The 26,404-nt window shown below is 63.0% G+C and carries 23 protein-coding genes; 18 read left to right on the top strand and 5 right to left on the bottom strand.

All coding sequences use genetic code 11. The annotated features are described in order from the left end of the window. The first annotated feature begins 12 nt into the window (after positions 1-12). A complete protein-coding gene (locus tag VPH40_RS14200) occupies positions 13-2,298 on the top strand; it encodes a nitric-oxide reductase large subunit (protein WP_328573735.1) in 2,286 nt (761 codons plus the stop codon). Between the two features lie 135 nt (positions 2,299-2,433). Here the strand turns inward: VPH40_RS14200 and VPH40_RS14195 are convergent, their stop codons facing one another. Beyond that, the gene (locus tag VPH40_RS14195; protein WP_034780276.1) at positions 2,434-2,856 is read right to left on the bottom strand and encodes a DUF1841 family protein; all 423 of its coding nucleotides are present in this window, start codon (positions 2,854-2,856) and stop codon (positions 2,434-2,436) included. A 214-nt stretch (positions 2,857-3,070) separates the two neighbouring features. Between VPH40_RS14195 and VPH40_RS14190 the strand changes: the two genes are divergently transcribed. Together VPH40_RS14190 and mqo are read left to right on the top strand one after the other, a co-directional pair. Further along, positions 3,071-3,328 (top strand): hypothetical protein, encoded by a 258-nt coding sequence (locus VPH40_RS14190; protein WP_150131050.1) that lies wholly within the window; start codon positions 3,071-3,073, stop codon positions 3,326-3,328. Then, positions 3,321-4,919 (top strand): malate dehydrogenase (quinone), encoded by a 1,599-nt coding sequence (gene mqo / locus VPH40_RS14185; RefSeq protein ID WP_328573734.1) that lies wholly within the window; start codon positions 3,321-3,323, stop codon positions 4,917-4,919. The genes VPH40_RS14190 and mqo overlap by 8 nt, the downstream gene beginning before the upstream one ends. 100 nt (positions 4,920-5,019) lie before the next feature. Here the strand turns inward: mqo and VPH40_RS14180 are convergent, their stop codons facing one another. Then, positions 5,020-5,652, bottom strand: a complete 633-nt coding sequence (locus tag VPH40_RS14180; RefSeq protein WP_076566319.1) for an RNA pyrophosphohydrolase — start codon at positions 5,650-5,652, stop codon at positions 5,020-5,022. A 204-nt stretch (positions 5,653-5,856) separates the two neighbouring features. Here VPH40_RS14180 and VPH40_RS14175 point away from each other — a divergent pair, with 204 nt between their 5' ends. Together VPH40_RS14175 and VPH40_RS14170 are read left to right on the top strand one after the other, a co-directional pair. Then, positions 5,857-7,596, top strand: coding sequence for a proline--tRNA ligase (locus VPH40_RS14175; RefSeq protein WP_251350261.1), 1,740 nt, complete (start codon positions 5,857-5,859; stop codon positions 7,594-7,596). Continuing rightward, the gene (locus VPH40_RS14170; protein ID WP_099666507.1) at positions 7,593-8,219 is read left to right on the top strand and encodes a lytic transglycosylase domain-containing protein; all 627 of its coding nucleotides are present in this window, start codon (positions 7,593-7,595) and stop codon (positions 8,217-8,219) included. Before VPH40_RS14175 ends, VPH40_RS14170 begins: the two co-directional genes overlap by 4 nt. A gap of 79 nt (positions 8,220-8,298) precedes the next feature. On the opposite strand, the gene VPH40_RS14165 is transcribed toward VPH40_RS14170, so the two are convergent. Continuing rightward, positions 8,299-8,694, bottom strand: coding sequence for an SWIB/MDM2 domain-containing protein (locus VPH40_RS14165; RefSeq protein ID WP_071650146.1), 396 nt, complete (start codon positions 8,692-8,694; stop codon positions 8,299-8,301). A 436-nt stretch (positions 8,695-9,130) separates the two neighbouring features. After that, positions 9,131-10,498, bottom strand: coding sequence for a signal recognition particle protein (ffh, locus tag VPH40_RS14160; protein WP_034746567.1), 1,368 nt, complete (start codon positions 10,496-10,498; stop codon positions 9,131-9,133). Between the two features lie 238 nt (positions 10,499-10,736). Here ffh and VPH40_RS14155 point away from each other — a divergent pair, with 238 nt between their 5' ends. The 8 genes from VPH40_RS14155 (at position 10,737) to VPH40_RS14120 (ending at position 19,205) form a co-directional block, all read left to right on the top strand. After that, positions 10,737-11,255: a sigma-70 family RNA polymerase sigma factor gene (locus tag VPH40_RS14155; RefSeq protein WP_328573733.1), complete on the top strand. Its 519-nt coding sequence runs from the start codon at positions 10,737-10,739 to the stop codon at positions 11,253-11,255. Continuing rightward, positions 11,252-12,244, top strand: a complete 993-nt coding sequence (locus VPH40_RS14150; protein ID WP_442906645.1) for a FecR domain-containing protein — start codon at positions 11,252-11,254, stop codon at positions 12,242-12,244. The genes VPH40_RS14155 and VPH40_RS14150 overlap by 4 nt, the downstream gene beginning before the upstream one ends. Positions 12,245-12,470: 226 nt before the next feature. Next, a complete protein-coding gene (locus VPH40_RS14145) occupies positions 12,471-12,752 on the top strand; it encodes a hypothetical protein (RefSeq protein ID WP_328573731.1) in 282 nt (93 codons plus the stop codon). Next, on the top strand, positions 12,749-14,452 hold the full coding sequence (locus VPH40_RS14140; protein WP_328573730.1) for a PepSY-associated TM helix domain-containing protein: 1,704 nt from the start codon (positions 12,749-12,751) through the stop codon (positions 14,450-14,452). The genes VPH40_RS14145 and VPH40_RS14140 overlap by 4 nt, the downstream gene beginning before the upstream one ends. Beyond that, entirely contained in the window at positions 14,449-14,790 is a 342-nt protein-coding gene (locus tag VPH40_RS14135) for a DUF3325 domain-containing protein (RefSeq protein ID WP_289900285.1), read from the top strand. The genes VPH40_RS14140 and VPH40_RS14135 overlap by 4 nt, the downstream gene beginning before the upstream one ends. 103 nt (positions 14,791-14,893) lie before the next feature. Further along, positions 14,894-16,081, top strand: a complete 1,188-nt coding sequence (locus VPH40_RS14130) for an efflux RND transporter periplasmic adaptor subunit (RefSeq protein ID WP_305054021.1) — start codon at positions 14,894-14,896, stop codon at positions 16,079-16,081. Between the two features lie 5 nt (positions 16,082-16,086). Next, positions 16,087-18,081 (top strand): MacB family efflux pump subunit, encoded by a 1,995-nt coding sequence (locus VPH40_RS14125; RefSeq protein ID WP_328573729.1) that lies wholly within the window; start codon positions 16,087-16,089, stop codon positions 18,079-18,081. 134 nt (positions 18,082-18,215) lie between these two features. Continuing rightward, on the top strand, positions 18,216-19,205 hold the full coding sequence (locus tag VPH40_RS14120; RefSeq protein WP_442906644.1) for an ABC transporter substrate-binding protein: 990 nt from the start codon (positions 18,216-18,218) through the stop codon (positions 19,203-19,205). Between the two features lie 62 nt (positions 19,206-19,267). Here the strand turns inward: VPH40_RS14120 and VPH40_RS14115 are convergent, their stop codons facing one another. Then, entirely contained in the window at positions 19,268-19,807 is a 540-nt protein-coding gene (locus tag VPH40_RS14115; protein ID WP_099666515.1) for a hypothetical protein, read from the bottom strand. Between the two features lie 326 nt (positions 19,808-20,133). Between VPH40_RS14115 and VPH40_RS14110 the strand changes: the two genes are divergently transcribed. The 5 genes from VPH40_RS14110 to VPH40_RS14090 all read left to right on the top strand — a co-directional run bounded on the left by VPH40_RS14110 (position 20,134) and on the right by VPH40_RS14090 (position 26,332). After that, entirely contained in the window at positions 20,134-20,937 is an 804-nt protein-coding gene (locus VPH40_RS14110; RefSeq protein WP_305058736.1) for a cytochrome C assembly family protein, read from the top strand. Next, the gene (locus VPH40_RS14105) at positions 20,934-21,194 is read left to right on the top strand and encodes a PP0621 family protein (RefSeq protein ID WP_077408507.1); all 261 of its coding nucleotides are present in this window, start codon (positions 20,934-20,936) and stop codon (positions 21,192-21,194) included. Before VPH40_RS14110 ends, VPH40_RS14105 begins: the two co-directional genes overlap by 4 nt. 120 nt (positions 21,195-21,314) lie before the next feature. After that, the gene (locus tag VPH40_RS14100; RefSeq protein WP_328573728.1) at positions 21,315-22,394 is read left to right on the top strand and encodes a sigma-54 dependent transcriptional regulator; all 1,080 of its coding nucleotides are present in this window, start codon (positions 21,315-21,317) and stop codon (positions 22,392-22,394) included. Then, positions 22,372-22,983 (top strand): 1,6-anhydro-N-acetylmuramyl-L-alanine amidase AmpD, encoded by a 612-nt coding sequence (gene ampD / locus VPH40_RS14095; RefSeq protein ID WP_328573727.1) that lies wholly within the window; start codon positions 22,372-22,374, stop codon positions 22,981-22,983. The genes VPH40_RS14100 and ampD overlap by 23 nt, the downstream gene beginning before the upstream one ends. Before the next feature lie 391 nt (positions 22,984-23,374). Then, entirely contained in the window at positions 23,375-26,332 is a 2,958-nt protein-coding gene (locus VPH40_RS14090; RefSeq protein ID WP_328573726.1) for a ribonucleoside-diphosphate reductase subunit alpha, read from the top strand. The last annotated feature ends 72 nt before the right edge of the window (positions 26,333-26,404 follow it).

The following is a 26,404-nucleotide window of genomic DNA, read 5'->3' as shown; positions in this document are numbered from 1 at the left end:
AAGGAATGACCCATGGGTCCGTACAAAAAACTCTGGTTCACCCTGATCGGTGTGCTGATCGTGACGTTTTCGCTACTTGGCTACTACGGCACGGAAGTCTACCGGCAGGCGCCGCCCATCCCCGCGCAAGTGCTGGCGCAGGATGGCCGGCAACTGTTCGACCGCGAGGGCATCCTCGACGGCCAGACGGCCTGGCAATCCGTCGGCGGCATGCAGCTCGGCTCCATCTGGGGCCACGGCGCCTACCAGGCGCCCGACTGGACGGCAGACTGGCTGCACCGCGAACTGACGGCCTGGCTGGAACTGGCCGCGCAAGAGCAGCATGGCAAGGCCTACGCGGCGCTCGACGGCCCCGCGCAGGCGGCGCTGCGCGAAGCGCTCAAGCTGGAATACCGCGGCAACCGGGTCGATGACGCGCAAGTGCTGCGCCTGTCGCCGCGCCGCGTGCAAGCCATCGCCAGCACGGCGCACTACTACGACCAGTTGTTCTCCGATGCGCCTGCGCTGCACGCCAGCCGCGAGCATTTCGCCATGAAGGAAAACACCTTGCCCAGCGCCGAGCGGCGCGCGCAGATGACGCAGTTCTTCTTCTGGACGGCGTGGGCCGCCGCCACCGAGCGTCCGGGCCAGAAAGTGACCTATACGAACAACTGGCCGCATGAACCGCTGATCGGCAATCAGCCCAGCGGCGAAAACCTCGTCTGGTCGGTCGCCAGCGTGGTGGTGCTGCTGGCCGGCGTGGGCTTCCTCGTCTGGGGCTGGGCCTTCCTGCGCGACCATGACGAAGCGCTGCCGGCGGCCGGTCCGCGCGATCCGCTCACCACTTTCGCCCTCACGCCTTCGCAGCGGGGACTGGGAAAATACCTGTTCCTGGTGGTGGCGCTGTTCATCTTCCAGGTCTTCATCGGCGGCTTTACGGCGCATTACACGGTGGAGGGGCAGCAGTTCTACGGCATCGACGTGTCGCGCTGGTTCCCGTATGCGCTCACGCGCACCTGGCATATCCAGGCCGCGCTGTTCTGGATCGCCACGGGCTTCCTGGCCGCCGGCCTGTTCCTGGCTCCCCTGATCAATGGCGGCAAGGACCCCAGGTGGCAGCGCCTGGGCGTCGACGTGCTGTTCTGGGCCCTGGTGCTGGTCGTCGTCGGTTCGTTTATCGGCAATTACCTGGCCATCGCGCAAGTGATGCCGCCCGAGTGGAATTTCTGGCTCGGCCACCAGGGGTATGAATATGTGGACCTGGGGCGTTTGTGGCAGATCGGCAAATTCGTCGGAATCCTGCTGTGGCTGGTGCTGATGTTGCGCGGCGTCATACCGGCCCTGTGCCAGAAAGGCGGCGACAAGAACTTGCTGGCGCTCCTGACCGCATCCGTGGGCGCCATCGGCCTGTTCTATGGCGCCGGCCTGTTCTACGGCGAACGCACGCATTTATCGGTGATGGAATACTGGCGCTGGTGGGTGGTGCACCTGTGGGTGGAAGGCTTCTTTGAAGTGTTCGCCACGACAGCGTTGGCCTTCATCTTCTCGACCCTGGGCCTGGTGTCGGTGCGCATGGCCACGACGGCCAGCCTGGCGTCGGCCTCGCTGTTCATGCTGGGCGGGATACCCGGCACTTTCCACCATCTGTACTTTGCCGGCACCACCACGCCCGTGATGGCCATCGGCGCGAGCTTCAGCGCGCTGGAAGTGGTGCCGCTGATCGTGCTGGGGCATGAAGCGTGGGAAAACTGGCGCCTGAAGGAGCGTGCGCCATGGATGGAAAACCTGCGTTGGCCCATGATGTGCTTTGTCGCCGTCGCCTTCTGGAACATGCTGGGTGCGGGCGTGTTGGGCTTCATGATCAATCCGCCCGTCGCGCTGTACTACATCCAGGGCTTGAACACGACCCCCGTGCATGCGCATGCGGCGCTGTTCGGCGTGTACGGCTTCCTGGCACTGGGCTTTACCTTGCTGGTGCTGCGCTATCTGCGGCCCGACTACCGTTTCAGCCCTGCGTTGATGAAGACGGCGTTCTGGGGCTTGAACGCGGGCCTGGTGCTGATGATCTTTACCAGCTTGCTGCCGATTGGCATCATCCAGTTCCACGCCAGCGTGACGGAAGGCTTGTGGTATGCGCGCAGCGAAGCGTACATGCAGCAGCCGCTGTTGCAGAATCTGCGCTGGATACGCACCTTTGGCGACGTGGTCTTCATCGTCGGCGCCATCGCCATGGCGCTGCAGGTGCTGCTGGGATTGATGGGGAGAGGGCCGACACAGGCCTTGCCTCAGCGCATGAAGGAGGCAGTAAAACCGATGTGAGGTAGTACTGGCACAACACCTGGCAAAACCGTAGCGAGCGGCAGCGATTTGTGGCTACGAAGCGCAACCGTACACTAGTACGGTGAGCATCGCAGGCCGCAAAGCGCGACGCGCAGCAGGTTTTGACAGGTGTTCCTACCGGCGGCGGACGCAGTCGATATAGGCGTCCGTGTCCGGCGGCAAGCCCGAGCGCTGCGATGCCCAGATCATCTGGCCCAGGCATTCCATCACTTCGTGCTGGGCGGCATGGGCCGAATCGAGGCGCTGGGTGAGCTGCTGGACGGCCGGGCGGATGCCGCGCGGCTGGTCCACCTGCACCTGTTCCGTGATCGACAGATGCATGGACAGGTGCAAGAAAGGATTGGCTTGTCCCCCTTCGACGGAATAGTCGCGCGCCAGCGCCGCTTCGACGTCGGAGAGCTCGTTTTCATACTCGGGGTGTTCGAGGATCCAGTCGAGCGCAATGGCTTCCATCGGCGTGAGGATTTCATGGGCGCGGTGCTTGCGCAATGTTTCGCAAAAGAAACGGCGCACATCGTCGGACGAGGGGTTGAACATGGCTGAAGGACTATGGCTAAAGGGCAGCCGGCATTGTACCGCGTACATAAATAAAGGGCATCGAGGATGCCCTTTTTGCCGTCTGGCGGCCGCTTGCATGACCCGATAGTCACCGTCATTTAATACCCTGCAGTAAGTATTATCCACTACCGCCACGGCCCGGCGGCGCCAAATAACGGTGATAAAATCGCCGCTCTTGATATTTGCACTGGACATGACGGCGATTTCATTGCCGGTTTTTCAGCCGACAACGAGGTCCGCGCTGTCCATTGCCCGCACCTTTGCCACCAGATCATGCTCTTGGGATATCCCGGAGCGCGGCAGCATGCCTATCACCATCGACATTGACCTGTCCGGCCGCCCTGGCGTTCCGGCTGGCTGGCTGTTTTTCATTCAATACGGCGATGGTGCCGCCACGGTGGCGCGCAAGAATCATCCTTCAGTATTCATAAACGGAGTTACGTATGCGTAAATCGCTATTACTTTTGATGTCGTGCCTGATCCTGGCGGCATGTGACAAGACCCCTCCGGCCTCGTCCGAAAAACCGGTCGACGTGCTGCTGATCGGCGCCGGCACCATGAGCGCCACCCTGGGCAGCATGCTCAAGGAACTCGATCCGTCGCTGACGATGGAAATGGTTGAGCGCCTCGATTCCGTGGCCGCTGAAAGCTCGGATGCGATGAACAACGCAGGCACGGGCCACTCGGCGTTTGCCGAACTGAACTACACGCCGGAAGCGGCCGATGGCAGCATCGAGACCAAGAAAGCCGTTGCCATCAACGAGCAATTCGAAATTTCCAAGCAATTCTGGGCTTATCAGGTCGCCAACAAGCACCTGGGCGCGCCGCAAACCTTCATCAATAACGTGCCGCACATGGCCTTTGTGTGGGGCGATGACAATATTGCCTTTTTGAAGAAGCGCTACGCCGCGCTGCAAAAGGAAAACTTGTTCAAGGGCATGCTGTTCTCGGAAGACCAGGCGCAGATCGAGCAATGGGCGCCGCTGGTGATGCAAGGCCGCGACAAGGGCCAGAAAGTGGCCGCGACGCGCATGGAAATCGGTACCGACGTCAATTTCGGCAACCTCACGCGCGGCCTGGTCAAGTACCTGACGGACAGCCACGGCATGGTCCTGCACCTGCGCCACCAGGTGGAAAACATCCAGCGCGGCGCCGATGGCGTATGGAACGTGACGGTGAAAGACTTGAACGCCGGCAAGGAAAAGACCATGCGCGCCAAGTTCGTCTTCATCGGTGCCGGCGGCGGTTCGCTGCCGCTGCTGGAAAAATCGGGCATTCCGGAAGCCAAGGGCTACGGCGGCGTGCCGGTGGGCGGCCAATGGCTGGTCACCACCAATCCGGAGCTGGTGGCGGCGCATGCGGCCAAGGTCTACGGCAAGGCGTCCGTCGGTTCGCCGCCGATGTCCGTGCCGCATCTGGACACGCGCATCATCGACGGCAAGAAAGCCTTGCTGTTTGGCCCGTTTGCCACCTTCTCGACCAAGTTCCTGAAAAACGGTTCGTGGATCGACTTGCCTGCCTCGATCGGCACTGGCAATGTGAAACCCATGCTGCAAGCCGGTTACGACAATATTCCGCTGACGAAATACCTGGTCGAACAGGTCATGAACACGCCGGAAGACCGCCTGAAGACTTTGCGCGAGTACCTGCCGAACGCCAAGATGGAAGACTGGACCTTGCAAAACGCGGGTCAGCGCGTGCAAATCGTCAAGGATGACCCCGTAAAAGGTGGCTTGCTGCAGTTCGGCACGGAAGTCGTCGGCGCCGCCGATGGCAGCATCGTCGCCCTGCTGGGTGCCTCGCCAGGCGCCTCGACCGCGCCGCCGATCATGATCAAGGTGCTGCAAACGGCGTTCAAGAGCCGCCTGGCAACGCCGGAATGGCAAGCGAAGATGGTGGAAATGGTGCCGTCGTACGGTCAAAAGCTGAACAATGACCCAGCCCTGGCCAACAAGATCCGCCACTACAGCAGCAACATCCTGGGCTTGAAGGCGATCACGCTCGACGTGCCAGCCGCTGCGCCAGCGCCGGAAGCAAACTAAGTCAGCCTTGCCGGCAGGGAAGTTTCCTGCCGGAATGAAAAAAGGGGCAGCCTGTTCAGGCTGCCCCTTTTGCGTGGGAGAGTGCGTTCATTGCGGTGGACTACCCCTTGCCCGGCAAGATCAGCTCCGGCGTACACCCTTCGGCGGCAATGCCGTCGCAAGGCTTGGCCAGTGCCGCCCCATCCTGCGCCCGTGGCGCATGGGGCTGGCGCAGGTAGCGCGACGTGTGGCGGTGCGCTTGCTGTGCGTTGCCATGCACGGGCCAGGTCAGGAAGCGGGACAGCTCCTGCAAGGCGCGCTGGTAGACATCGCGTTTAAATTCAATGACGACATCGAGCGGGACCCAGTATTCATGCCAGCGCCAGGCGTCGAACTCCGGATGGTCGGTCAGGCGCAGATTGACGTCGTTATCGCGCGCGCACATTCTCAGCAGAAACCAAATCTGCTTCTGGCCACGGTAATGGCCGCGAATCTCGCGCTTGATGAAGTGGTCTGGCACTTCATAGCGCAGCCAGTCGCGGGTGCGGCCGACAATTTTGACGTGTTCCTGTCTGAGTCCGATTTCCTCTTCAAGTTCGCGAAACATGGCTTGTTCCGGTGTTTCGCCATATTTGATACCGCCTTGCGGAAACTGCCATGAGTGCTCGCGCACCCGCTTGCCCCACCACACCTCGTTCTGGGCGTTTAGCAGGATGATGCCGACGTTGGGCCGAAACCCTTCACGGTCGAGCATAATGCACCTCAAACTTTCTGCGACAGTGCATCCTTTTTTACATAATTACCCACAACTTCGCAAGCCGGTGACCTTTTCGGGGTGCGAAAAGCGCCGGAATCGCACCAATTGAGCGCATTTGTGTAAAGTATGGACGCATCAGCCAGCTAATCCTTTAAAATTAGGTTGATTATAACCCTCTCTTTTTAAAAAGAATTCACCGTTATGCGCGCCTCCCGTTTTTTTATTTCCACACTTAAAGATGCACCTTCTGACGCGGAAATCGTCAGCCACCAATTGATGATGCGTGCAGGCATGATCAAACGCCTCGGTTCCGGCATCTATACCTACATGCCGATGGGCTTGCGCGTGATCCGCAAGGTGGAAGCCATCATCCGTGACGAGATGAACAAAGCCGCCGGTATCGAACTGCTGATGCCGCTCGTGCAGCCGGCCGAACTGTGGCAAGAGACGGGCCGCTGGACCAAGATGGGCGACGAACTGATGCGCGTGAAAGACCGCCACGGCCGCGAATACGCGATCCAGCCGACATCGGAAGAAGTCATCACGGACGTCGTGCGCACGGAAATCAAGTCTTACCGCCAGTTGCCGTTGAACTTTTATCACATCCAGACGAAGTTCCGCGACGAGCGCCGCCCACGCTTCGGCCTGATGCGCGGCCGTGAATTCACCATGAAGGACGCCTACTCGTTCGACCGCGACCTGGCCGGCATGCAAGCGTCGTACAAGGTCATGTTTGACGCCTACACGCGCATCTTTACGCGCTTTGGCCTGCAATTCCGCGCCGTGGCAGCCGATAACGGCGCCATCGGCGGTTCCGGTTCGCATGAATTCCACGTCATCGCCCACACCGGGGAAGACGCGCTCGTGTACTGCCCGACCTCCGATTACGCGGCCAACATGGAAGCGGCCGAAGCGCTGCCGCCAGCGGGCGAGCGCCCGGCAGCAAGCCAGGCGCTGACGAAAACGGCCACGCCGGACACCGTCAAGTGCGAAACCGTGGCTGCCCTGCTGGGCATAGCCCTGTCGCAGACCGTGAAAACCATCGCCCTGACGGTGGAAACCGTTGGCAAGGATGAAAAAGTCACGAAACAGCATTTCATGCTGCTGCTGCGCGGCGACCATGAATTGAACGACATCAAGGTGGGCAAGGTTGCCGGCCTGGCCGGTCACCGTTTCTCGACGGAAGCGGAAATCCTGGAAGTCTACGGCACCATTCCCGGCTATCTGGGCCCGATCGGCACGCAAGCGCCCGTCACCGTGGTGGCGGACCGCACGGTTGCCCACATGAGCGACTTCGTTTGCGGCGCGAATGACGCCGGTTTCCACTACACGGGCGCCAACTGGGGCCGCGACGTGGCCGAGCCTGCCATCGTGGCCGACTTGCGCAATGTCGTCGCCGGCGACGCTTCGCCGGACGGCCAGGGCACGCTCGCCATCGAGCGCGGCATCGAAGTGGGCCACGTGTTCCAGCTGGGTACGGCGTACTCGGAAAGCATGAAAGCCACCTTCCTCGATGAAAACGGCAAGCCTGCGCCGCTGCAGATGGGGTGCTACGGCATCGGCGTGACGCGCATCCTGGGCGCCGCCATCGAGCAGAACTTCGACGACAAGGGCATCATCTGGCCGGCGTCGATCGCGCCATTCGAGGTCGTGCTGTGCCCGATGGGCATGGACCGCAGCGAACTGGTCAAGGAAGAGACGGAGAAGCTGTACGCGGCCCTGCAAGGCGCTGGCGTCGATGTCATCGTCGACGACCGCGGCTTGCGCCCTGGCGCCATGTTTGCTGACTGGGAACTGATTGGCGTGCCGCACCGCATCGTCATCGGCGAGCGCGGCCTGAAAGAAGGCAAGCTGGAATACCAGGGCCGCCGCGATGCGGAAGCAACCGGCGTGGCGCCGGACGAGATCGTCGCCTTCATCCAGGGCAAAATGGCGCAGTGAAGCGTATATCCGTAAGTAAAACGGCTGGCGCGCTCGCGCTGGCCGCCTGCCTGGCCTGCGTCTCTCCGGCGCAGGCCGGCAACCAGAAGGAGGAGGCGCTGGCCGACTCCGTCCGCCTGGCGCTGTCGCACGCGATCCGCGACGAACGCCCGCCGCAACCCAAATTTGCCACTCCCGCCGACTTGCAGCGCTACCAGCAATGGCTGGCGCAGATGTCGTCGCGCCTGCAGCGCAAGCTGCCGGATGCGCAGCTGCGCACGGAATTCCTGGAAACGGTCTGGTATGAAGCGCGCCGCGCGGGCCTGGAACCGGCCCTGGTGCTGGGCCTGATCCAGGTGGAGTCGGCCTACCGCAAATATGCCGTCTCGCTGGCCGGCGCGCGCGGCTACATGCAGGTGATGCCGTTCTGGACAGGTGTCATCGGCGACAGCGACCGCAGCAAGCTGTTCCACATGCAGACGAATCTGCGCTATGGCTGCGCGATCCTGCGCATGTACCTGGATATGGAAAAGGGCGATTTGTACCTGGCGCTGGGGCGCTACAACGGCAGCCGGGGGCGGGCCGAGTACCCGAATGCCGTGCGGGCGGCGTGGCGGCAGTGGGAATTCAAGCCAGCCAGTTGAACCGCAGGCAAAAAAATGCCCCGCTCGCAGTGATGCGGCGGGGCACTCGCTCGGCTGTTGAAGCCGGCGCGTATCTGATTTATTTCAAATGATCGGAGATCAGTTTCGTCATTTCAAACATGGAGACTTGGGCTTTGCCGCCGAAAACTGCTTTCAGCTTGTCGTCCGCATTGATCATGCGGCGGTTGGCCGGATCTTGCAGATCGAGTTTTTTGATGTAATCCCATACCTTTTTGGTCACTTCCGTGCGCGGCAGCGGTGCTGCGCCAACAACGGCGGCCAGATCTTTCGATGGCGTCATTGCTTTCATGAATGCTGCGTTTGGCTTGCGTGGTGTTGCCGGTGCTGCCGCTTTCTTCGCCGCTGCTGGTTTAGCTGCTGCCTTGGCTGCGGGTGCTGCTTTCTTGGCGGCTGCAGGCTTGGCTGCTGCTGCTTTGGCTGGCGCTGCTACTGGGGTTTTTTTGGCTGTTGCCATCTTCGAGCCTCCTTAACAAACACATGGGAAATTGCGCAATTAATCGCACGGCTAATATTGGTGTGGATTTACCTTGTATGCAAGTGTTTTTCACGTTTTCACGAGGAAAAAGCAGGGAAATGGCAATGCTGTCGCCCAGGCGCACCGCTTGGGAGCGCAGAACGGCGTTTTTGCCCGTAAATGGCATGGTTGCTGGCTATGCGGGGAGGGGGACTGCGGGGGAGGGAAGTAATGATGCCGGACACATGAAAATGCAATCCGGCATGATTTTATAACGGTGTTTCTTGACTTGAACTACGTCTCACGCGGCGTAAAAAAGGCCTTCAAAATCACAGCGAGCGGGGATGATTTGTGGCCGAGAAGCGCAACCGTACTGAAGTACGGTGAGCATCGCCGGCCGCAAAGCGCCCCGCGCAGCGGATTTTGAAGCCTTCCACTACCTCATGCCGGGCATCATGCCCTTCATGGAGCGCATCATCTTCATCATGCCACCACCCGACAATTTCTTCATCATCGTCTGCATTTGCTCGAATTGCGTCAGCATGCGGTTCACTTCCTGCACTTGCACGCCGGCGCCGGCGGCGATGCGGCGCTTGCGCGTGGCCTTGATCAGTTCAGGCTTGGCGCGTTCCTGCGGCGTCATCGAGTCGATGATGCCGCACATGCGGCGTACCTGTTTGTCGGCTTGATCCATGTTCTTGCCGCCTGCCGCCTGCTGGAACTGGGCCGGCAGCTTGTCCATCAGGTTGGCCATGCCGCCCATTTTCTTCATCTGACCCAGTTGCGCCTTGAAGTCGTTCATGTCGAACTTGCCGCCGACCTTGATTTTTTGCGCCAGGTCGGCCGCCGCCTTGCTGTCGACGCCCTTGCGCGCCTCTTCCACCAGGGCGAGGATGTCGCCCATGCCGAGGATGCGGTTGGCCATGCGGGTCGGGTCGAACGCTTCCAGGCCGTCGAGTTTTTCCGAGACGCCGGCAAACTTGATCGGTTTGCCCGTGATATGGCGCACCGACAGGGCCGCACCGCCGCGCGCGTCACCGTCGAGCTTGGTCAGCACGATACCGGTCAGCGGCAGCGCATCGTTAAAGGCTTTTGCCGTGTTGATGGCGTCCTGGCCCAGCATGGCGTCGACGACAAACAGGGTTTCGATCGGTTTCACGGCGCCGTGGACGGCGGCGATTTCGCGCATCATCTCTTCGTCGATACCGAGGCGACCCGCCGTATCGATGATCAGCACGTCGTGGTAATGCTTTTTCGCCCAGTCCAGCGCGGCCAGGGCGATATCGACGGGCTTGTCCGTGCTGGTGGACGGGAAGAAGTCGGCGCCCACTTGGGCGGTGACCGATTGCAGCTGGGCGATCGCGGCGGGACGGTAGACGTCAGCCGAGACGGTCAGCACTTTCTTCTTCTTTTCTTCCTTCAGGTACTTCGCCAGCTTGCCGACGGTGGTGGTTTTACCCACACCCTGCAAACCGGCCATCAGGATGATGGCGGGCGGCTGCTGGGCAAAGCTGATCTGCGACGCTTCCGGTCCCAGGTCGGCGCCCATCAGGGCGGCCAGCTCGCGCTGCACCACGCCAACCAGGGCCTGGCCTGGCGTGAGCGAGGAAATGACATCCTCGCCCATGGCTTTTTCTTTGACTTTGGCGATGAATTCGCGCACGGCGGGCAGGGCGACGTCGGCTTCGAGCAGCGCCAGGCGCACTTCGCGCAGCATGTCGGCGGTGTTCGCTTCGGTCAGGCGCGCCTCGCCGCGCATGGTCTTGACGACTTTGGCAAGCCGTTGGGTGAGATTATCTAGCATGATGAACCTGCAATGAAAAGCTTGGGAGTGGGCGGCGCAAGCCGGACGATGGGCGTCATTTTACCTTATCGCGGGTGGCTGGCGGTCCTGCGCTGCATCGCCTGGCGGTTGGCCTGCTTTTGAATTAGTTGGTATTTCTGGCAATGCCGCGATTGCATGAAAGGCATTGCGCGGTTAAAATGAGAATAATTCTTATTTACATTCTCGGGCACCGCACGCCTGAGCGGAAAGGGATGCCATGTCGGCTGCCGATTTTGCACAGCAACAAGACCTGCACGCGCTCTACAGCAGCCATCACGGCTGGCTGCAGGGCTGGCTGCGGCATAAGCTGGGCAATGCGGGCAATGCGGGCGAGGCGGCGGACCTGGCGCAAGACACTTTCATCAGCGTGCTGACGGCCGATTCCGCGCCGCAGATCCGCGAAGCGCGGCCTTTTCTGGCCACCATCGCGCGCCGCCTGGTGGCGCACCGCTACCGCCGGCAAGTGCTGGAAGACGCCTATCTGGAGGCCCTGGCCTGCCTGCCGCCCGACGTGGCGCCCGCGCCCGAGGAGCGGCTGCTGGCGCTGGAAGCCTTGCAGGAAATCGACCAGGCCCTCGACGGCTTGCCTGCGCCCGTGCGCACGGCGTTCTTGCTGGCGCAGCTGGAAGGCCTCAGCTATGCCGAGATCGCCGCGCGCCTGAACGTGTCGGCCAGCTCGGTCAAGCAATATCTGACGCGGGCCAATCGCCAGGTGTTTTTCTCCCTGCCAGCATGAGCACGGTGGCAGAACCCGCAGCCGCGGCAGCCATCCGCGCAGAGGTGCAGCAGCAGGCGGCCGAGTGGCTGACGGTGCTGATGTCGGAGCAGGCCAGCAAGGCGGAACACGCCGCCTGGCAGCGCTGGCGCGGGGCCGACCCGGAACACGAACGGGCCTGGCAGCATATCGAAGCGGTGTCGCAGCGCTTCAACGGTTTGCACCGCGGCGCGGCCGCGCAGGCGCTGGCCGGTACGCAGCAACAAGCTGTCAACGGCAAGCGGCGCCAGGTGCTGGCGTGGCTGGGCGTGGCGGCCGGCGGCGGCATGCTGGCCGCGCAGACGGGCGTCTGGGATGGCGTGCGCGCCCTGCGTGCCGACTACCGCACGGCCACGGGTGAGCGGCGCGTGGTGGCGCTGGCCGACGGCAGCGTGCTCAGCCTGAATACGGGATCGGCCGTGAACGTGCGTTTCGACGCCAGCCACCGCCTGATCGAGTTGCTGGCCGGCGAGGTCCTCGTCACCAGCGGTCACGGCGCCGGCAGCGACGCGCCTTTGGTGGTGGTCACGCGCGAAGGCCGGGTGCGCGCGCTGGGCACGCGCTTTGCCGTGCGCCAGCAGGATGACTACAGCACCGTGGACGTATTTGAAAGCGCCGTTGAAATCCGTCCCCGCGACGATATCGGTGCGCCCTTGTTGCTGGCGGCCGGGCGCGGCACGGCATTTTCCCGCCATGCGCCGGATGCGCCGCACGCCATCGATGTACATGCGCACGCCTGGTCGCACGGGCAGCTGATCGTCGACGACGTGACCCTGGGCGATTTCCTGGCCGACCTGGCCCGCTACCGCCCCGGCGTGATTCATTGCGCGCCGGAAGTCGCCCAGCTGCGCCTGTCGGGCGTGTTCCCGCTGGCCGACACCCAGCGCATCCTGAACATGCTGCCCAACTCGCTGCCCGTGCAGGTGCGCAGCCGCACGCGGTATTGGGTCAGCGTCGAACCGGCGCCATAGCCCTTGCAATAAAAAATAATGTTCAATCGGGCTGCCCGTTTTCGATTCTCGCGGCACCTGTAGTTAAGAGACTCAATATCCAGTACCCATACAAGGCGCCACGCTGCCCGGTTTCATGCCGCTGCGTGCCGCCGCCACGATCAACCCAAATGGAAGGACGCAGTGTGATGCATCTGATGTACAAGGTCTGCCGCCCGGCACAACAGCCATACCCAGGAGTGCCGCGATGATGAAATCGGCCAACATGATGTTGTTCTCGCGCGTGCTCGCCGCCATCTTTGGCGGCTATGCGCTCACGTCCGGCGTGGCCGTATTGCTGTCGGTCGTGCTGCCGCTGTCGCGCGCCGAAGCCGTGCTGACGGCGACCCTGAGCGCCTTCGTCGTCTACACTTGCGCCGTGATCTGGGTCTTTGCCGTGCAAGACCTGCGCCGCGCCTGGCTCGGCATGCTGCTGCCGGCCATCGTCTGCGGCGGCATCGGCATGCTGCTGTCGCGAGGTGCCGCATGAACGCCGTCAAGGCAAGCAAAGTGGTGAAAACGCCGCAGCAGGGGGGCTTGCGCCAGGCCATGGCCTGGCTGCATACGTGGAGCGGCCTGTGGATTTCCTGGCTGCTGTTTGCCATCTTCCTGACCGGTTCCCTGGCCGTCTTCGACGACCCGATCGGCCACTGGATGACGCCCGAGCACGCTTTGGCCGAGGCAGCGCACGCGAACGATCCGCCGCTGCCGAAGGTCACGGACCGCGCGCACCGCCTGGAGCTGGCGCTCGACTTCATGGGGAAGGAACACCCGAAGGCGGACATGTGGGAAATCTGGCCCGTGCAGCGTCCCGGCCATGGCCTGTCCGCCTACTGGTTCCAGCCCAGCGGCGGCTATGGCTCGGCGGACCTCGATCCGCTGACGGGCGCCGTCATCGAGCATGCGCGCGAGGCAACGGAACGGGAAACCATCGGCGGCCACCATTTCGTCGATTTCCACTACGAACTGCACGCGGGCCGCATCGGCGTGTGGATCGTCGCCATCACCACCATGATCATGCTGGTGGCGCTGGTGAGCGGCGTCATCACGCATAAGCGCATCTTCAAGGATTTCTTCACCTTCCGCCCGGCCAAGGGTCAGCGCTCGTGGCTCGACGCGCACAACGCGGTGGCCGTGCTGACGCTGCCGTTCCAGTTCATGATCGCCTACACGGGCCTGGCATTCTTCAGCGACGACTATGTGCCGGCCCCCGTGGCGGCGCAATACGGCATGGACAATCCCAAGAAAGCCTTCCTGGCCGACTGGAACGATGCGGGCAAGCCTGCGCGGTCGGGCCAGCCGCTGGCCATTCCCGCGCTGGAATCGTTCGCGCTGCGCGCCGAACAGGCCATCGGCCAGGAAATCCGCGCCGTGGTGCTGGACAATCCGAACGATGCCTCCATGCGCGTGTGCATGTACGGCTGGAATGAGGACACGGAACTGCTCACGCGCCTCAGCGCCAATTCGGGCAGGGCCTGTTATGCGCTGGCCACGGGAGAACAGGTCGCCGTGCGCCTGCCGGGCAAGTCGGACACGGGCGGCGCGGGCCTGACGCGCTCCGTCATGTCGAACCTGCACATGGTCGGCTTTGGCGGCACTCCCATGCGCTGGCTGTATTTCTTCTGCGGCCTGGCCGGCACGGCCATGATGGGCACGGGCGCCATCCTGTTCATGGTCAAGCGCCGCCAGAAGTCCGGCGGCGAGTTCGGCGCCTACACGCAGCGCGTGTACCGCGTCATCGCATGCCTGAACGTGGCGGCGATCGCCGGCCTGGCGATCGCCTGCGTGGGCTTCCTGTGGGCCAACCGCTTGATCCCCGTCGGCATCGAGCAGCGTGCCGGCTGGGAAGTGCGCGCCTTCTTTGGCGTCTGGTTCCTGATGCTGTTGCACGCCTGCCTGCGCGCGGAAAAACGCGCGTGGATCGAGCAATTGGGCTTGCTGGCGGCCCTGTGCCTGCTGCTGCCCATCCTGAATGTCCTGAGCACGGGCGACAACCTGGCGGCGCAGATTGCGCGCGGCGACTGGGAAAGCGCCGGCGTGGAACTGGGCAGCATGGCCTTCGGCCTGCTGGCCGCCTGGGGCGCGTGGAAAGTCCACAAGCGCAAGGAAAAGCCGGTGAAAAAGGCTGCCGCCAGGGAAAGCGCTGCGCCCTCTGCCAGCCTGCAAGTCAATACGGAGGGACAGTCATGATCAATACCATCCTGTGCGCGCTGGGCCTGTCGTATGCGGGCATGGCCAGCCTGTCCCTGGCGATGGACCGCCACCATGGCCAGGTCTGGGGAAGGGACGCGGCGCCGAACGTGCGGCGCGCGCTGCAACTGGCTGGCGCGCTGTTGCTGGCGCTGGCCATCTGGCCTTGCGTGGCCGGCTGGAGCGCCACCGTCGGCGTGGTCGCCTGGCTCGGATTCATCGGGGTGGGCGCACTGCTGGTGGCCCTGCTGCTGCCGTATGCCCCCCGCTTGCTGTTTCGTAGTTCCCTGCTGGCAGCCGTCGCCGCGCTGGCAGGTCTTGTGACGTTCCTGCGGTGATCTTCACCGCCATTTTCAAGGATAGACCGATGTACTTTTCACGCCTGGCGACACCGTTTGACGTTTGTAATTTCGTTTTGACTTCATCCAAGGCGGCTGCCTGATGGCGGCCCGCCTGCCTTCCCGCCGTACCCGTATCCTGGGCGGCGTGGTCTTGCTGGCGCTGTTCGGCGCCGGCGCACTGTGGGCCACGCGCGGCCCGGCAACCGTGTTCGACACGGCCCCCGTCAAGCGCGGCAATATCGAGGCCAGCGTCACGGCCATCGGCACCCTGCAGCCGCAAACCTATGTCGACGTGGGCGCGCAGGTGTCGGGCCAGATCACGCGCCTGCACGTGCAGCCCGGCAGCGCCGTGGAAAAAGGCCAGTTGCTGGCCGAGATCGACCCCAGCGTACAGCAAGCCACGGTCGATGCGGGCCGCGCCGCCCTGGCGGGCTTGCGCGCGCAGCTGGCCGACCAGCAGGCGCAGCACCGCCTGGCGGGCCAGCAGCACGTGCGCCAGAAGCAGATGGCCAAGTTCGATTCCACGCCGCTGGCCGACCTGGAAACGGCCGAAGCCACGCTGGCCTCGGCCGGCGCCAAGATCGACCACCTGAAGGCGCAGATCGACCAGACCCAGGCCAGCCTGAAGGCGGACGAGGCGCGCCTCGGCTATACGCGCATCTACGCGCCCATGGCCGGCAAGGTGGTGGGCCTGGACGCGAAGGAAGGACAAACCCTGAACGCCACGTACCAGACGCCGAATATTCTGCGCATCGCCGACCTGTCGGCCATGACCGTGTGGACGGAAGTGTCGGAAGCGGATGTGCGCCGCGTGCGTCCGGACATGCCCGTGTATTTCACCACCCTGGGCGGCGACCAGCGGCGCTGGAGCGGCAAGGTGCGGCAAGTGCTGCCGGCGCCGCCGGTGCCAGGCGGTTCTTCCGCCGGCACGGCCCTGGCGCCGTCGACCAGCAAGGTGATTTTATATACGGTGCTGTTCGACGTGGATAACGCCGATGGCGAATTGATGCCGCAGATGACGGCGCAAGTGGTGTTTGTCACGGCCGCGGCGAACAATGTGCTGGCCGTGCCCTTGCCGGCCCTGAAACCATCGAAGGAAGAGGGTGCCAAGCCGGGGCAGTTTACGGCCCGCGTGATGGATGCGGACGGCAAGGTCGATACGCGCACCGTCACCGTGGGCGTGCGCAACCGCCTCAGCGCGGAAGTGCTGCAAGGCTTGCGCGAAGGCGAATTGCTGGTCACGGGCGAGCAGCCGGCCGGCAGCGGCAGCAGCAGGTTCCAGCTGTGAGCGCCATGAGCGAGGCCAGGTCGCTGGGGCAGCCAGGGGAACCTGGCCAGCCGGTTCCCCTGATTGAACTGCAGGGCATCCGTAAGCGCTACGGCGGCCATGACGGCGCGCCGGCCGTGGAAGTGTTGCGCGGCCTGACCTTGTCGATCGGCGCCGGCGAATTCGTCGCCATCGTCGGCGCGTCCGGTTCCGGCAAGTCGACCCTGATGCATTTGCTGGGATGCCTGGACCGGCCCAGTGACGGCACCTACCGCTTCGCCGGCCAGGACGTGGCAAGCCTGAATCCCGATGAACTGGCGTGGCTGCGGCGCGAAGCGTTCGGCTTCGTCTTCCAGGGTTATCACCTGATCGCCACAGAATCGGCGCGCGAAAACGTGGAAGTGCCGGCCCTGTACGCGGGCATGCCCGCCAGCGCCCGCCACGCCCGCTCGGAAGCGCTGCTCAAGCGCCTGGGCCTGGGCGAGCGGCTCGACCACCGGCCGAACCAGTTGTCGGGCGGGCAGCAGCAGCGCGTGTCGATCGCCCGCGCCCTGATGAATGGCGGGCGCATCATCCTCGCCGATGAACCGACGGGGGCGCTCGACAGCAGCAGCGGCGCCGAAGTCATGGCCCTGCTGGGCGAACTGGCCGACGCGGGCCACACCATCATTCTGATTACGCATGACCGCAAGGTGGCGGCCCAGGCGCGCCGGGTGATCGAGATCAGCGACGGCGAAATCGTCGCAGACTCGGGCGCCGTCGCCATCCCTGCCACGTCGACGGCCTTGCCGCCGCTGGACATGTCGCGCGCCGCCCATGACACGGGTGCGTCGCTGGGCACGGAATTGCTCGATGCGGCGCGCGCCGCCTGGCGCGTGTTGTGGATCAACCGCTTCCGCACGGGCCTGACCCTGCTCGGCATCGTCATCGGCGTCGCTTCCGTGATCGTCATGCTGGCCATCGGCCTGGGCACGCGCCAGCAGGTGATGGCGCAGCTGGGCGCGTTCGGCTCGAATCTGCTGTACATGGCGTCGCGCGGCGAAAGCTCGCGCATCCCCGGGCGCAGCATCACCCTGGCCGACCTCGATGCGCTCAAGGACGTGCCGGGCATCACCCACGTGCTGCCGAATGTCACGGGCAACAAGGTGATCCGCCATGGCAACCTCGATGTGCAGACCTATGTGCGGGGCACGGGGCCGGCCCTGCCGCAGATCCAGACCTGGCCGGTGGCCAAGGGCGGCTTCTTTACCGAGGAGGACGAGCGCGAGATGGCCACCGTGGCTGTGCTGGGCGCGCATCTGGCGGAAAAGCTGATGCCCGACGTGGCCAATCCCGTGGGGCAGAGCATCCTGATCGGCAATGTGCCGTTCCAGGTGATCGGCGTGATGAGCGCGAAGGGCGCGCTGACGGGCGAGAAGGATGAAGACGACGTGCTGCTGCTGCCGTTTTCCACGGCCGGCATCCGCGTCTTCGGCCAGCGCGAGCCGACGTACACCGTCATGGCGGTGGCTGACGTCAAGCGCGTGACGGAGGTGGAGGCGGCGGTTGACGCCACCATGTTCGAGCGCCACCGCATCCGCGACTACGGCATCAGCAACGCGGCCGCGTCGATTGCCGCCGAAGCGAAGACGCAGGACAACATGACCGTGATGCTCAGCCTGATCGCCGCAGTCTCCCTGGTGGTGGGCGGCATCGGCGTCATGAACGTGATGCTGATGACGGTGCGCGAGCGCACGCGCGAAATCGGCATTCGCATGGCGACGGGCGCGCGCCGGCGCGACATTCTGCGCCAGTTCCTCACCGAAGCCGTGCTGGTGTCGGTGGTGGGCGGCGTGGCCGGCATCGTGGTCGGCGTGACGGTGGCCGGCTTGCTGCTGGTATGGGACGTGCCGGTGATCTTTTCGCTCAGCGCCGTCGGCGGCGCCTTTGCCTGCGCCGTGGTGACGGGGCTGGTGTTTGGCTTCATGCCGGCGCGCAAGGCGTCGGGGCTCGATCCGGTGGTGGCGCTGGCGGGGCAGTAGTGATAACGCCGGCAGCGTGGCTGCCGGCAAAAAAAATGTTGCCCTGGCTCCAACACACGGTACTATCTCCTCATAATAAAAGCGCCGTGTTTTATGCCCTTGCGGGCACACACCAACCACCACAGGAGAACCCGATGCAGAAAAAATCAACCTTGAAGACCGGTATTGCCGCCGCCCTCATGCTGGCCTTCGGCATGGGCGCTGTCCAGGCACAGGCGCAGGAAGTCGTGCGCCTGGGCAATTTGAAGTTCGCCCATTACGGCGCCGTGTCGTACATCAAGGAAATCGCGCCCAAGTGCGGCATCAAGGTCGAGGAGCATGTCTTCGCCAAGGGCCTCGACGTGATGCAGGCGATTATCGCTGGCGAGCTGGACGTGGGGGCGACGGCCTCCGAAGCGGCCATTTCCGGCCGCGCCGGCGGCGCACCCATCTATGTGGTGGCAGGTTTTGCCAAGGGCGGCGCGCGCCTGGTGGCGGGCGCCGGGCAAAAGATCGCCAACGTCAAGGAACTCAAGGGCAAGCGCGTGGGCGTGACGCGCGGCGGCATCCAGGAAGTGCTGCTGCTGGCCGAGCTGTCGCAGGCGGGCCTGACGTATTCCGAAACCAAGGGCAAGGATGTGCAACTGGTGTTCCTGGCTTACGCCGACTTGAACCAGGCGCTGATGGGCAAGAATATCGACGCCATGATGCAGTCGGAGCCGCAATCGTCGCAGGCGATCAACAAGGGTTTCGGCACCGAAGTCATCAAGCCGTACGACACGCCGATCGGCGAACCCGTGCGCACCATGGTGATGACGGAAAAGTTTTACAAGGAACGCCGTCCCGTGGCGGAAAAATTCATGCGCTGCTTCGTCGAAGCCACCAAGGCCTTTATCGACAACAAGGCGACGGCGGAAAAGTATGTGCGCGAAGTGGTGTTCCGCGGCCAGATCACGAAGGACGACTTCGACGACGCGATCAGCAATTCGCCGTATTCGTATGACATCTCGCCCGAGCATATCCAGGTGACCACCGATGTGATGGTGAAAACGGGCGTGGGCCGCATGAGCAAGCCGCCCGTGGCAAGGGACTGGGTCAAGACGGACTTGCTGGAGCAGGCGAAAAAGAGCCTGAATGTGAAGTAAATCAGGAAACCATGAAAAAACCTCCGCGCCAGTGCTGGTGCGGAGCTTGTGGCGGGTTGCCTTTAGCGGGCGTTAAAGCCCATCCAGCCTTTTTCCGTCTGCCGGAAGCTCAGCGTGTAGATGCGCGTCAGCTCGTCGCCTTTCTTGAGCTGGCGGCTGATGATGGCGCCGTAATTGTCTTGCACGATCTGGTCCGACCACTGCATCAGGTTCTCGAAACGTTCGGCCGTCATCGCCGCCTGGCGCGCCAGCAGCGGCGCGGGAATCGCCTTCTTTTCCTGCTGCTGCGCCCAGAATTCGCGGAAAACCTTGTTTTCACCGCCCATGCCGCGCGCCATCAGGCCCAGGCCCATGGTCATGCCCACGGAGCCATCCGTCTTCGCCTCTGTTTCGAGCCTGTCGGCCACGTCGGCCAGCAATTCCAGGTAGCCCACCTTGGCGCGCAGCACGGCCGAGCCCTTGATTTCGTACTGTTCGTTCTCTTTCCAGCCATTGAGCTTTTCCAGCTTCGCGATGTCGAAGTACTGTTTGTACAGATCATAGCTTTGGATGGACGTACGGAAGTATTCCTCGTACGTGGATTGGGAAGGTGCATCTTTCATGCAGCCGCCTAATATAGTACAGGCGGCCAGCAAGAGACAGGTCCAGGACAATTTTAGAAAAGACATGACGGGGGGCGGTGGCGTCAGGGTGGATAAATATTACTTTGTGGACATAATTATAGGACTGGCTAATCAGGGTGGCAACATACCCGCAGCGCGGCGACAGTGTGTCGCAGGAAAGATTGCCGAAATCTTGAGGGTGCGCCACCCCGTCATGCCTCAGGCGCGATATCATGGCAGGCTTGCGGCATTGGATGACGGCGTCGTGCCTGTCACCCGGGCTGTCGCCTGAATCGCGCTTGTCGGCTATGGTGTAAACTTAAACTATGCAGATCTATTTCTTTTTCATCGCCGCCCTGTTGTATGCGGTGTGCGCGGTGCTTCCCTCGTCCCGTGCCCGGCTTATTGCCGGCCTGACCGGCGTCGCTTGGCTGGCGCACGCCGCTACCCTGTGGTTCGACCTGATGGCGCCGGGCACATTGCGCTTCGGTTTTTCCGCCATGCTGTCGGCCGCGCTGTGGGTCTCGGTAGGCGCTTACTGGATAGAGAACCGCAATTTCAGTCTGGACGGCTTGCGCCGCATGGTCATGCCCAGCGCCGTCATCGCCATTGGCCTGGCCTGGGCCTTTCCTGGCAGCCAGGTCAGCATGGAAGGCAAGTCGGCCGTCTTCGGCTGGCATATTGCCGTCGCCGTGCTCGCCTACAGCACCCTGACGATTGCCGCCTTTCACGCCGTGCTGATGGCGCTGCAGGAATCGCGTTTGCACACGCGCAGCGAAAGCCGCGGCTTCATCGGCAGCGCGCTGGACCAGTTGCCAGCCCTGCTGACGATGGAAAAGTTGCTGTTCCGCATGATCGGTCTGGGGTTTATTTTGCTCAGCCTGACCGTGCTGTCGGGCATCGTGTTCTCCGAGCAATTATTTGGCAAGGCGCTCAACTGGGATCACAAATCCGTGTTTACCATGCTGTCGTGGCTGCTGTTTGCCTCGCTGCTGGCAGGCCGCCGCTTCCGCGGCTGGCGCGGCAAGACGGCCCTAAGTTTTACCCTGGCCGGTTTCGCCACCTTGCTGCTGGCCTATGTCGGCAGCCGTTTTGTACTGGAAGTGGTTTTACACCGAGGATTCGCATGACACGTGTTTTATTCTGGCTGGCGCTGGTGTTCCTGGTGCTGTTCGCTATCCGCAGCAAGATCCGTGGCATGCAGCAGCGGGCTCGTGCGCAACAGCAACAGCGGCCGAATCCGTTTACGCCGCCTGTGCGGCCGCAGGAATTGCCGGATGCCGAGCTGATGCTGTGCTGCGCCCATTGCGGCGTGTACTACCCGGCCTCGGAAAACGTGCAGGCCAAGGGCCACGACTACTGCAGCCACGCGCACGCCACGCTGTAGGGGGCGGTTCGCAGGCGCGCGTGCGTTGCTCATCCGTATCGTAACGTCCTCCGGCATCCGTCCGGCGTAGCATCTGCAGCAGGCGGTTCGTCGCCGCCATTGCAGAAAGGCGCGCTCACCATGTCCCGTCCCAGCCCCCGTTCCATCCCGCCGACCGTCACCGGCATGCCGCCGGCGCCGCAACTGAGCGGCAACTCGCTGCCCATGCAGGCGCTGCGCGCGCAGATCGGCCGCATCGCCCGCTGCGGCGCGCCGGTGGCCATCCGCGGCGAATCGGGCACGGGCAAGGAACTGGCGGCGCGCGCCATCCATGCGCAGGGCGCGCGCGCCAGTTTTCCGTTTATCGCCGTCAACTGCGGCGCCATTCCCGAAGCGCTGATGGAAGCGGAATTCTTTGGCTGCCGCCCGGGCGCCTATACGGGTGCGCTGCACGAGCGCCAGGGCTTGTTCCAGGCGGCCCACGGCGGCAGCTTGCTGCTCGACGAAGTCGACGATCTGCCGCTGGCCATGCAGGTGAAACTGTTGCGCGTGCTGCAAGAGCACCGCGTGCGCAAGCTGGGTGGCAGTACTGACGAAGCCGTCGACGTGCGCATCCTGTGCGCCAGCCAGCATGGCCTGACGCGCGGCGTGGCCGCCGGGACGTTTCGCCAGGACCTGTTTTACCGCCTGAATGTGATCGAGCTGGCGCTGCCGCCGCTGCGCGAACGGCGCGGCGATCTGCAGGTATTATGTGAGGTGATCCTCGCGCGCCTGTCGCCGCGCCGGGTCGTGAGCCTGGCGCCGCCGGTGCTGGCGGCCCTGGCCGCATATGCGTTTCCCGGCAATGTGCGCGAACTGGAAAACGTGCTGGAACGGGCGCTGGCCTTTGCCGATGGCGGCGTGATCGCGCTCGATGGGCTGGCCTTGCCCTCCGCGGCGGGCAACGTGCCCTTGCGGGCGGCGCCGGCCATGCCGGCTGTGTCCGAGCGGCAACAGTGTCTGCCCGGCATGGCAGCGTATGGCGTGGCCAAGGTCTTGCCGCTGGACGTGTATTTGCGCCAAGCCGAGCGCGACATGATCATGCTGGCGCTGGTGCAGGCGCGCTACCACCGCGCACGGGCGGCGCGCCAGCTGGGCCTGAGCGTGCGCCAGTTGCGTTACCGCATGCAGAAATTGACGATACAGGAAACCCTACTTGATGAGTGCATGGACGATAGATGAAGACGGCTGGTGCGACGGCGCGCTGCGCTATGACTCGCCGTACTGCGATGCGCGCCCGGACGGTGCGCAAGTCGATTTGCTGGTGATCCATAACATCAGCTTGCCGGGTGGCCGCTTTGGCGGGCCGCATGTGTCGGACTTGTTTACGGGCCGGGTAGATTATAATGCCGATCCTTCTTTCGCCGACCTGCGTGGCCTGCAGGTGTCGGCGCACTTTTTTGTGCGGCGCGATGGTGCGCTGTTGCAATATGTTTCTGCTGATCAACGTGCCTGGCATGCGGGCGCGTCCGCCTTCGAAGGACGCCCGCAGTGCAATGGCTATTCCATCGGTATCGAAATGGAAGGTGCGGACGATGTGCCGTTCCAGCGGCGGCAATATCATGTGCTGGCGGCGCTGACGGCGGCGCTGGTGGCGCGCTACGGGCTGTCCCAGGTGCGCGGCCACGAGCATATCGCGCCGGGCAGGAAGACGGATCCGGGGCCGTTTTTTGACTGGCATTTCTATCAAGAATGCTGGCTGGAAACCCTGAGCGGACAAGCTGCGTTAGCGCTTACTTCGCGTGGATTGGGCTTCCCATCCATGCCCTGAAAAGTCAACCGAAATCGTATATGAAAATACAAAAAATTACGCCGACGGATGCCGGAAAACTATTGCATCGCCCTTCGATGGGTACTACAATTAGTGCAGAAGTTGGATGTAAAGACTATATGTAGTGCCATCACAGACGTTTTCAGAATTATTGTCAAAGCTACCCGGATTGCTGATAAAGCACTGGAACTGGCGGTTTATCACCCTTGATCGTGTTTTGCGCCAGCCGGGCAGTGCGGTGTGGCGAGATGGATACTGACCTGTTTTATGCACTATGAATTTACTATTTAGCAACAAATACCTGAAGAAACCCTGACCATCGGGCGTTCTATTCAACAACACACGCGGCAGCAAAACTGCAGGCTGACTTTAGCTGACAACGGGAGCTTCAATGCAATCACCACAAGATATTTCCATCCATCCAACGCCAGTATCGCCAGCGCCAGGCGCGGCCAACAGCGTGGCGAGCACGGGCGCGGCATTGGGCGACTATCGCATCATCCGCCGCAACGGCGCGGTGGTGGCATTTGAGCCTTCGAAGATCGCCATCGCCATGACCAAGGCGTTTTTGGCCGTTAACGGCGGCCAGGGCGCAGCCTCGGCCCGCATCCGCGAACTGGTGGAACAATTGACCGACGGCGTCGTCACTGCGCTGGTGCGCCGCCACCCGGGCGGCGGCACCTTCCATATCGAAGACGTGCAAGACCAGGTGGAACTGTCGCTGATGCGTTCGGGCGAGCACGACGTGGCGCGTGCCTACGTGCTGTACCGCGCCAAGCACATGGAAGAGCGCCGTCTGCAGAAGGAAGCGCAAGGCGCCTCCGCGCAAGTTTCCGCACCACAACTGAACGTGACCGACAACGGCGTGCGCCGCCTGCTGGACATGCAGGAAGTACGCGACCTGATCAACGCCGCCTGCGCCGGCCTGGAAAAGCACGTCGATGCCGACGCCATCCTGGCCGAAACCGTGAAAAACCTGTACGACGGCGTGCCCGTCGAAGAGCTGCACAAGTCGGCCATCCTGGCAGCGCGCGCGCTGATGGAAAAAGACCCGGCCTACAGCCAGGTCACGGCCCGCATCCTGCTGCACACGGTACGCAAGGAAGTGTTCGGCAAGGAAGTGCCGCAAGCGGCCGCTGCCGCCGAGTACCTGACGTATTTCCCGCAATACATCGCCAAGGGCATCGCCGCCGAGCTGCTGAACCCGGTACTCGCCAACTTTGACCTGGAACGCCTGGCCAAAGCCATCGTGGCCGACCGCGACTTGCAATTCGGCTACATCGGTCTGCAAACCCTGTATGACCGCTACTTCCTGCATATCCAGGACGTGCGCATCGAAATGCCGCAGGCGTTCTACATGCGCGTGGCCATGGGCCTGGCGCTGAACGAGGCGGACCGCGAAGCGCGCGCCATCGAGTTCTACAGCCTGCTGTCCTCGTTCGACTTCATGAGCTCGACCCCGACTCTGTTCAACTCGGGCACCCTGCGCTCGCAGCTGTCGTCGTGCTACCTGAGCACCGTCTCGGATGACCTGGAAGGCATCTACGACGCCATCAAGGACAACGCGCTGCTGGCCAAGTTCGCCGGCGGCCTGGGTAACGACTGGACGCCAGTGCGCGCCCTGGGCGCCCACATCAAGGGTACCAACGGCAAGTCGCAAGGCGTCGTGCCGTTCCTGAAAGTGGTCAACGACACGGCCGTGGCAGTCAACCAGGGCGGCAAGCGCAAGGGCGCCGTCTGCGCCTACCTGGAAACCTGGCACATGGATATCGAGGAATTCCTCGACCTGCGCAAGAACACGGGCGACGACCGCCGCCGCACGCACGACATGAACACGGCAAACTGGATTCCCGACATGTTCATGAAGCGCGTCATGGAAAAAGGCGAATGGACCCTGTTCTCGCCGTCGGACACGCCAGATTTGCACGACAAGGTCGGCAAGGCTTTTGAACAGGCTTACGTGGGCTATGAAGCCAAGGCCGCCGCCGGCGAAATACGCGTCTTCAAGAAGATCGCCGCGCTGGACCTGTGGCGCAAGATGCTGTCGATGCTGTTTGAAACGGGCCACCCATGGATCACGTTCAAGGACCCTTGCAACATCCGCAGCCCGCAGTCGCACGTCGGCGTCGTCCACAGCTCGAACCTGTGCACGGAAATCACCCTGAACACCAGCAGCGATGAAATCGCCGTCTGCAACCTCGGTTCCGTGAACATGCCGGCGCACATGAAGGAAGGCAAGCTCGATCACGTCAAGCTGGCCAAGACCGTCCGCACCGCCATGCGCATGCTGGACAACGTCATCGACATCAATTACTACGCCGTCGACAAGGCGCGCAATTCGAACATGCGCCACCGTCCGGTCGGCATGGGCGTGATGGGCTTCCAGGACTGCCTGCACATGATGCGTATCCCGTTCGCCTCGGACGCCGCCGTATCGTTTGCCGACACCTCGATGGAAGCCGTCTGCTACTACGCCTACCTGGCGTCGACGGAACTGGCCGAAGAGCGCGGCCGCTATGAATCGTATGCCGGTTCGCTGTGGGACCGTGGCATCCTGCCACAGGACTCGGTCAAGCTGCTGGCTGAAGAGCGCGGCGGCTATCTGGAAGTCGATTCCTCGTCGGCCATGGACTGGACACCGGTGCGCGAGCGCATCGCCAAGTTCGGTATGCGCAACTCGAACTGCGTGGCGATCGCCCCGACGGCGACGATTTCGAACATCATCGGCGTCTCGGCCTGTATCGAGCCGACATTCCAGAACCTGTACGTGAAATCGAACCTGTCGGGCGAATTCACCGAGATCAACGGCTACCTGGTGCGCGACCTGAAGGCGCGCGACCTGTGGGATGAAGTCATGATCTCCGACCTGAAGTACTTCGACGGCTCGCTGGTGAAGATCGACCGCATCCCGCAAGACCTGCGCGATATCTACGCCACCGCCTTTGAAGTGTCGCCAAGCTGGCTGGTGGAAGCGGCTTCGCGTCGCCAGAAGTGGATCGACCAGGCCCAGTCGCTGAACATCTATATGGCTGGCGCATCGGGCAAGAAACTGGACGAGACCTACAAGCTGGCATGGCTGCGTGGCCTGAAAACCACCTACTACCTGCGTACCATCGCCGCTACCCACATGGAGAAATCGACCTCCAAGACGGGCGCCCTGAACGCCGTGGCAGTCGATGGCGGCATGTCGGCCAGCGCGCAGAGCGCCCAGGCGGCGGTCGTGGCGGCAGCAGCAGTGGCCGTGGCACCGGTAGTGGCAGCGGCAGCGGCAGCGGACGACGCCGATGGCGAAGCTTGCTACCTGCGTCCGGGTGACGATGGCTTTGAGGAATGCGAAGCCTGCCAGTAAAATTTTAGTTGTCAGCCCGGCACGGTCGGGCTGATTCAATGTTGTCAATGTCCGCATTGTCCGATACAACGG

Origin of the sequence: Janthinobacterium sp. P210005 (genome assembly GCF_036231865.1) — a bacterium.
GTDB lineage: Bacteria > Pseudomonadota > Gammaproteobacteria > Burkholderiales > Burkholderiaceae_D > Janthinobacterium > Janthinobacterium kumbetense.
The sequence above is the reverse complement of the archived record's forward strand: the minus strand, read 5'-3'. Positions and strand labels throughout refer to the sequence as shown.

What these genes read in the sequence shown, in the direction of transcription:
- VPH40_RS14090 (WP_328573726.1), top strand. Translation starts at nt 23,375, where the DNA reads ATGCAATCACCACAAGATATTTCCATCCATCCAACGCCAGTATCGCCA.
- VPH40_RS14150 (WP_442906645.1), top strand. Translation starts at nt 11,252, where the DNA reads ATGAGCACGGTGGCAGAACCCGCAGCCGCGGCAGCCATCCGCGCAGAG.
- mqo (WP_328573734.1), top strand. Translation starts at nt 3,321, where the DNA reads ATGCGTAAATCGCTATTACTTTTGATGTCGTGCCTGATCCTGGCGGCA.
- VPH40_RS14125 (WP_328573729.1), top strand. Translation starts at nt 16,087, where the DNA reads ATGAGCGAGGCCAGGTCGCTGGGGCAGCCAGGGGAACCTGGCCAGCCG.
- VPH40_RS14120 (WP_442906644.1), top strand. Translation starts at nt 18,216, where the DNA reads ATGCAGAAAAAATCAACCTTGAAGACCGGTATTGCCGCCGCCCTCATG.
- ampD (WP_328573727.1), top strand. Translation starts at nt 22,372, where the DNA reads ATGAGTGCATGGACGATAGATGAAGACGGCTGGTGCGACGGCGCGCTG.
- VPH40_RS14100 (WP_328573728.1), top strand. Translation starts at nt 21,315, where the DNA reads ATGTCCCGTCCCAGCCCCCGTTCCATCCCGCCGACCGTCACCGGCATG.
- VPH40_RS14175 (WP_251350261.1), top strand. Translation starts at nt 5,857, where the DNA reads ATGCGCGCCTCCCGTTTTTTTATTTCCACACTTAAAGATGCACCTTCT.
- ffh (WP_034746567.1), bottom strand. Translation starts at nt 10,498, where the DNA reads ATGCTAGATAATCTCACCCAACGGCTTGCCAAAGTCGTCAAGACCATG.
- VPH40_RS14200 (WP_328573735.1), top strand. Translation starts at nt 13, where the DNA reads ATGGGTCCGTACAAAAAACTCTGGTTCACCCTGATCGGTGTGCTGATC.
- VPH40_RS14145 (WP_328573731.1), top strand. Translation starts at nt 12,471, where the DNA reads ATGATGAAATCGGCCAACATGATGTTGTTCTCGCGCGTGCTCGCCGCC.
- VPH40_RS14140 (WP_328573730.1), top strand. Translation starts at nt 12,749, where the DNA reads ATGAACGCCGTCAAGGCAAGCAAAGTGGTGAAAACGCCGCAGCAGGGG.
- VPH40_RS14190 (WP_150131050.1), top strand. Translation starts at nt 3,071, where the DNA reads ATGACGGCGATTTCATTGCCGGTTTTTCAGCCGACAACGAGGTCCGCG.
- VPH40_RS14135 (WP_289900285.1), top strand. Translation starts at nt 14,449, where the DNA reads ATGATCAATACCATCCTGTGCGCGCTGGGCCTGTCGTATGCGGGCATG.
- VPH40_RS14115 (WP_099666515.1), bottom strand. Translation starts at nt 19,807, where the DNA reads ATGAAAGATGCACCTTCCCAATCCACGTACGAGGAATACTTCCGTACG.
- VPH40_RS14110 (WP_305058736.1), top strand. Translation starts at nt 20,134, where the DNA reads ATGCAGATCTATTTCTTTTTCATCGCCGCCCTGTTGTATGCGGTGTGC.
- VPH40_RS14105 (WP_077408507.1), top strand. Translation starts at nt 20,934, where the DNA reads ATGACACGTGTTTTATTCTGGCTGGCGCTGGTGTTCCTGGTGCTGTTC.
- VPH40_RS14155 (WP_328573733.1), top strand. Translation starts at nt 10,737, where the DNA reads ATGTCGGCTGCCGATTTTGCACAGCAACAAGACCTGCACGCGCTCTAC.
- VPH40_RS14195 (WP_034780276.1), bottom strand. Translation starts at nt 2,856, where the DNA reads ATGTTCAACCCCTCGTCCGACGATGTGCGCCGTTTCTTTTGCGAAACA.
- VPH40_RS14130 (WP_305054021.1), top strand. Translation starts at nt 14,894, where the DNA reads ATGGCGGCCCGCCTGCCTTCCCGCCGTACCCGTATCCTGGGCGGCGTG.
- VPH40_RS14180 (WP_076566319.1), bottom strand. Translation starts at nt 5,652, where the DNA reads ATGCTCGACCGTGAAGGGTTTCGGCCCAACGTCGGCATCATCCTGCTA.
- VPH40_RS14165 (WP_071650146.1), bottom strand. Translation starts at nt 8,694, where the DNA reads ATGGCAACAGCCAAAAAAACCCCAGTAGCAGCGCCAGCCAAAGCAGCA.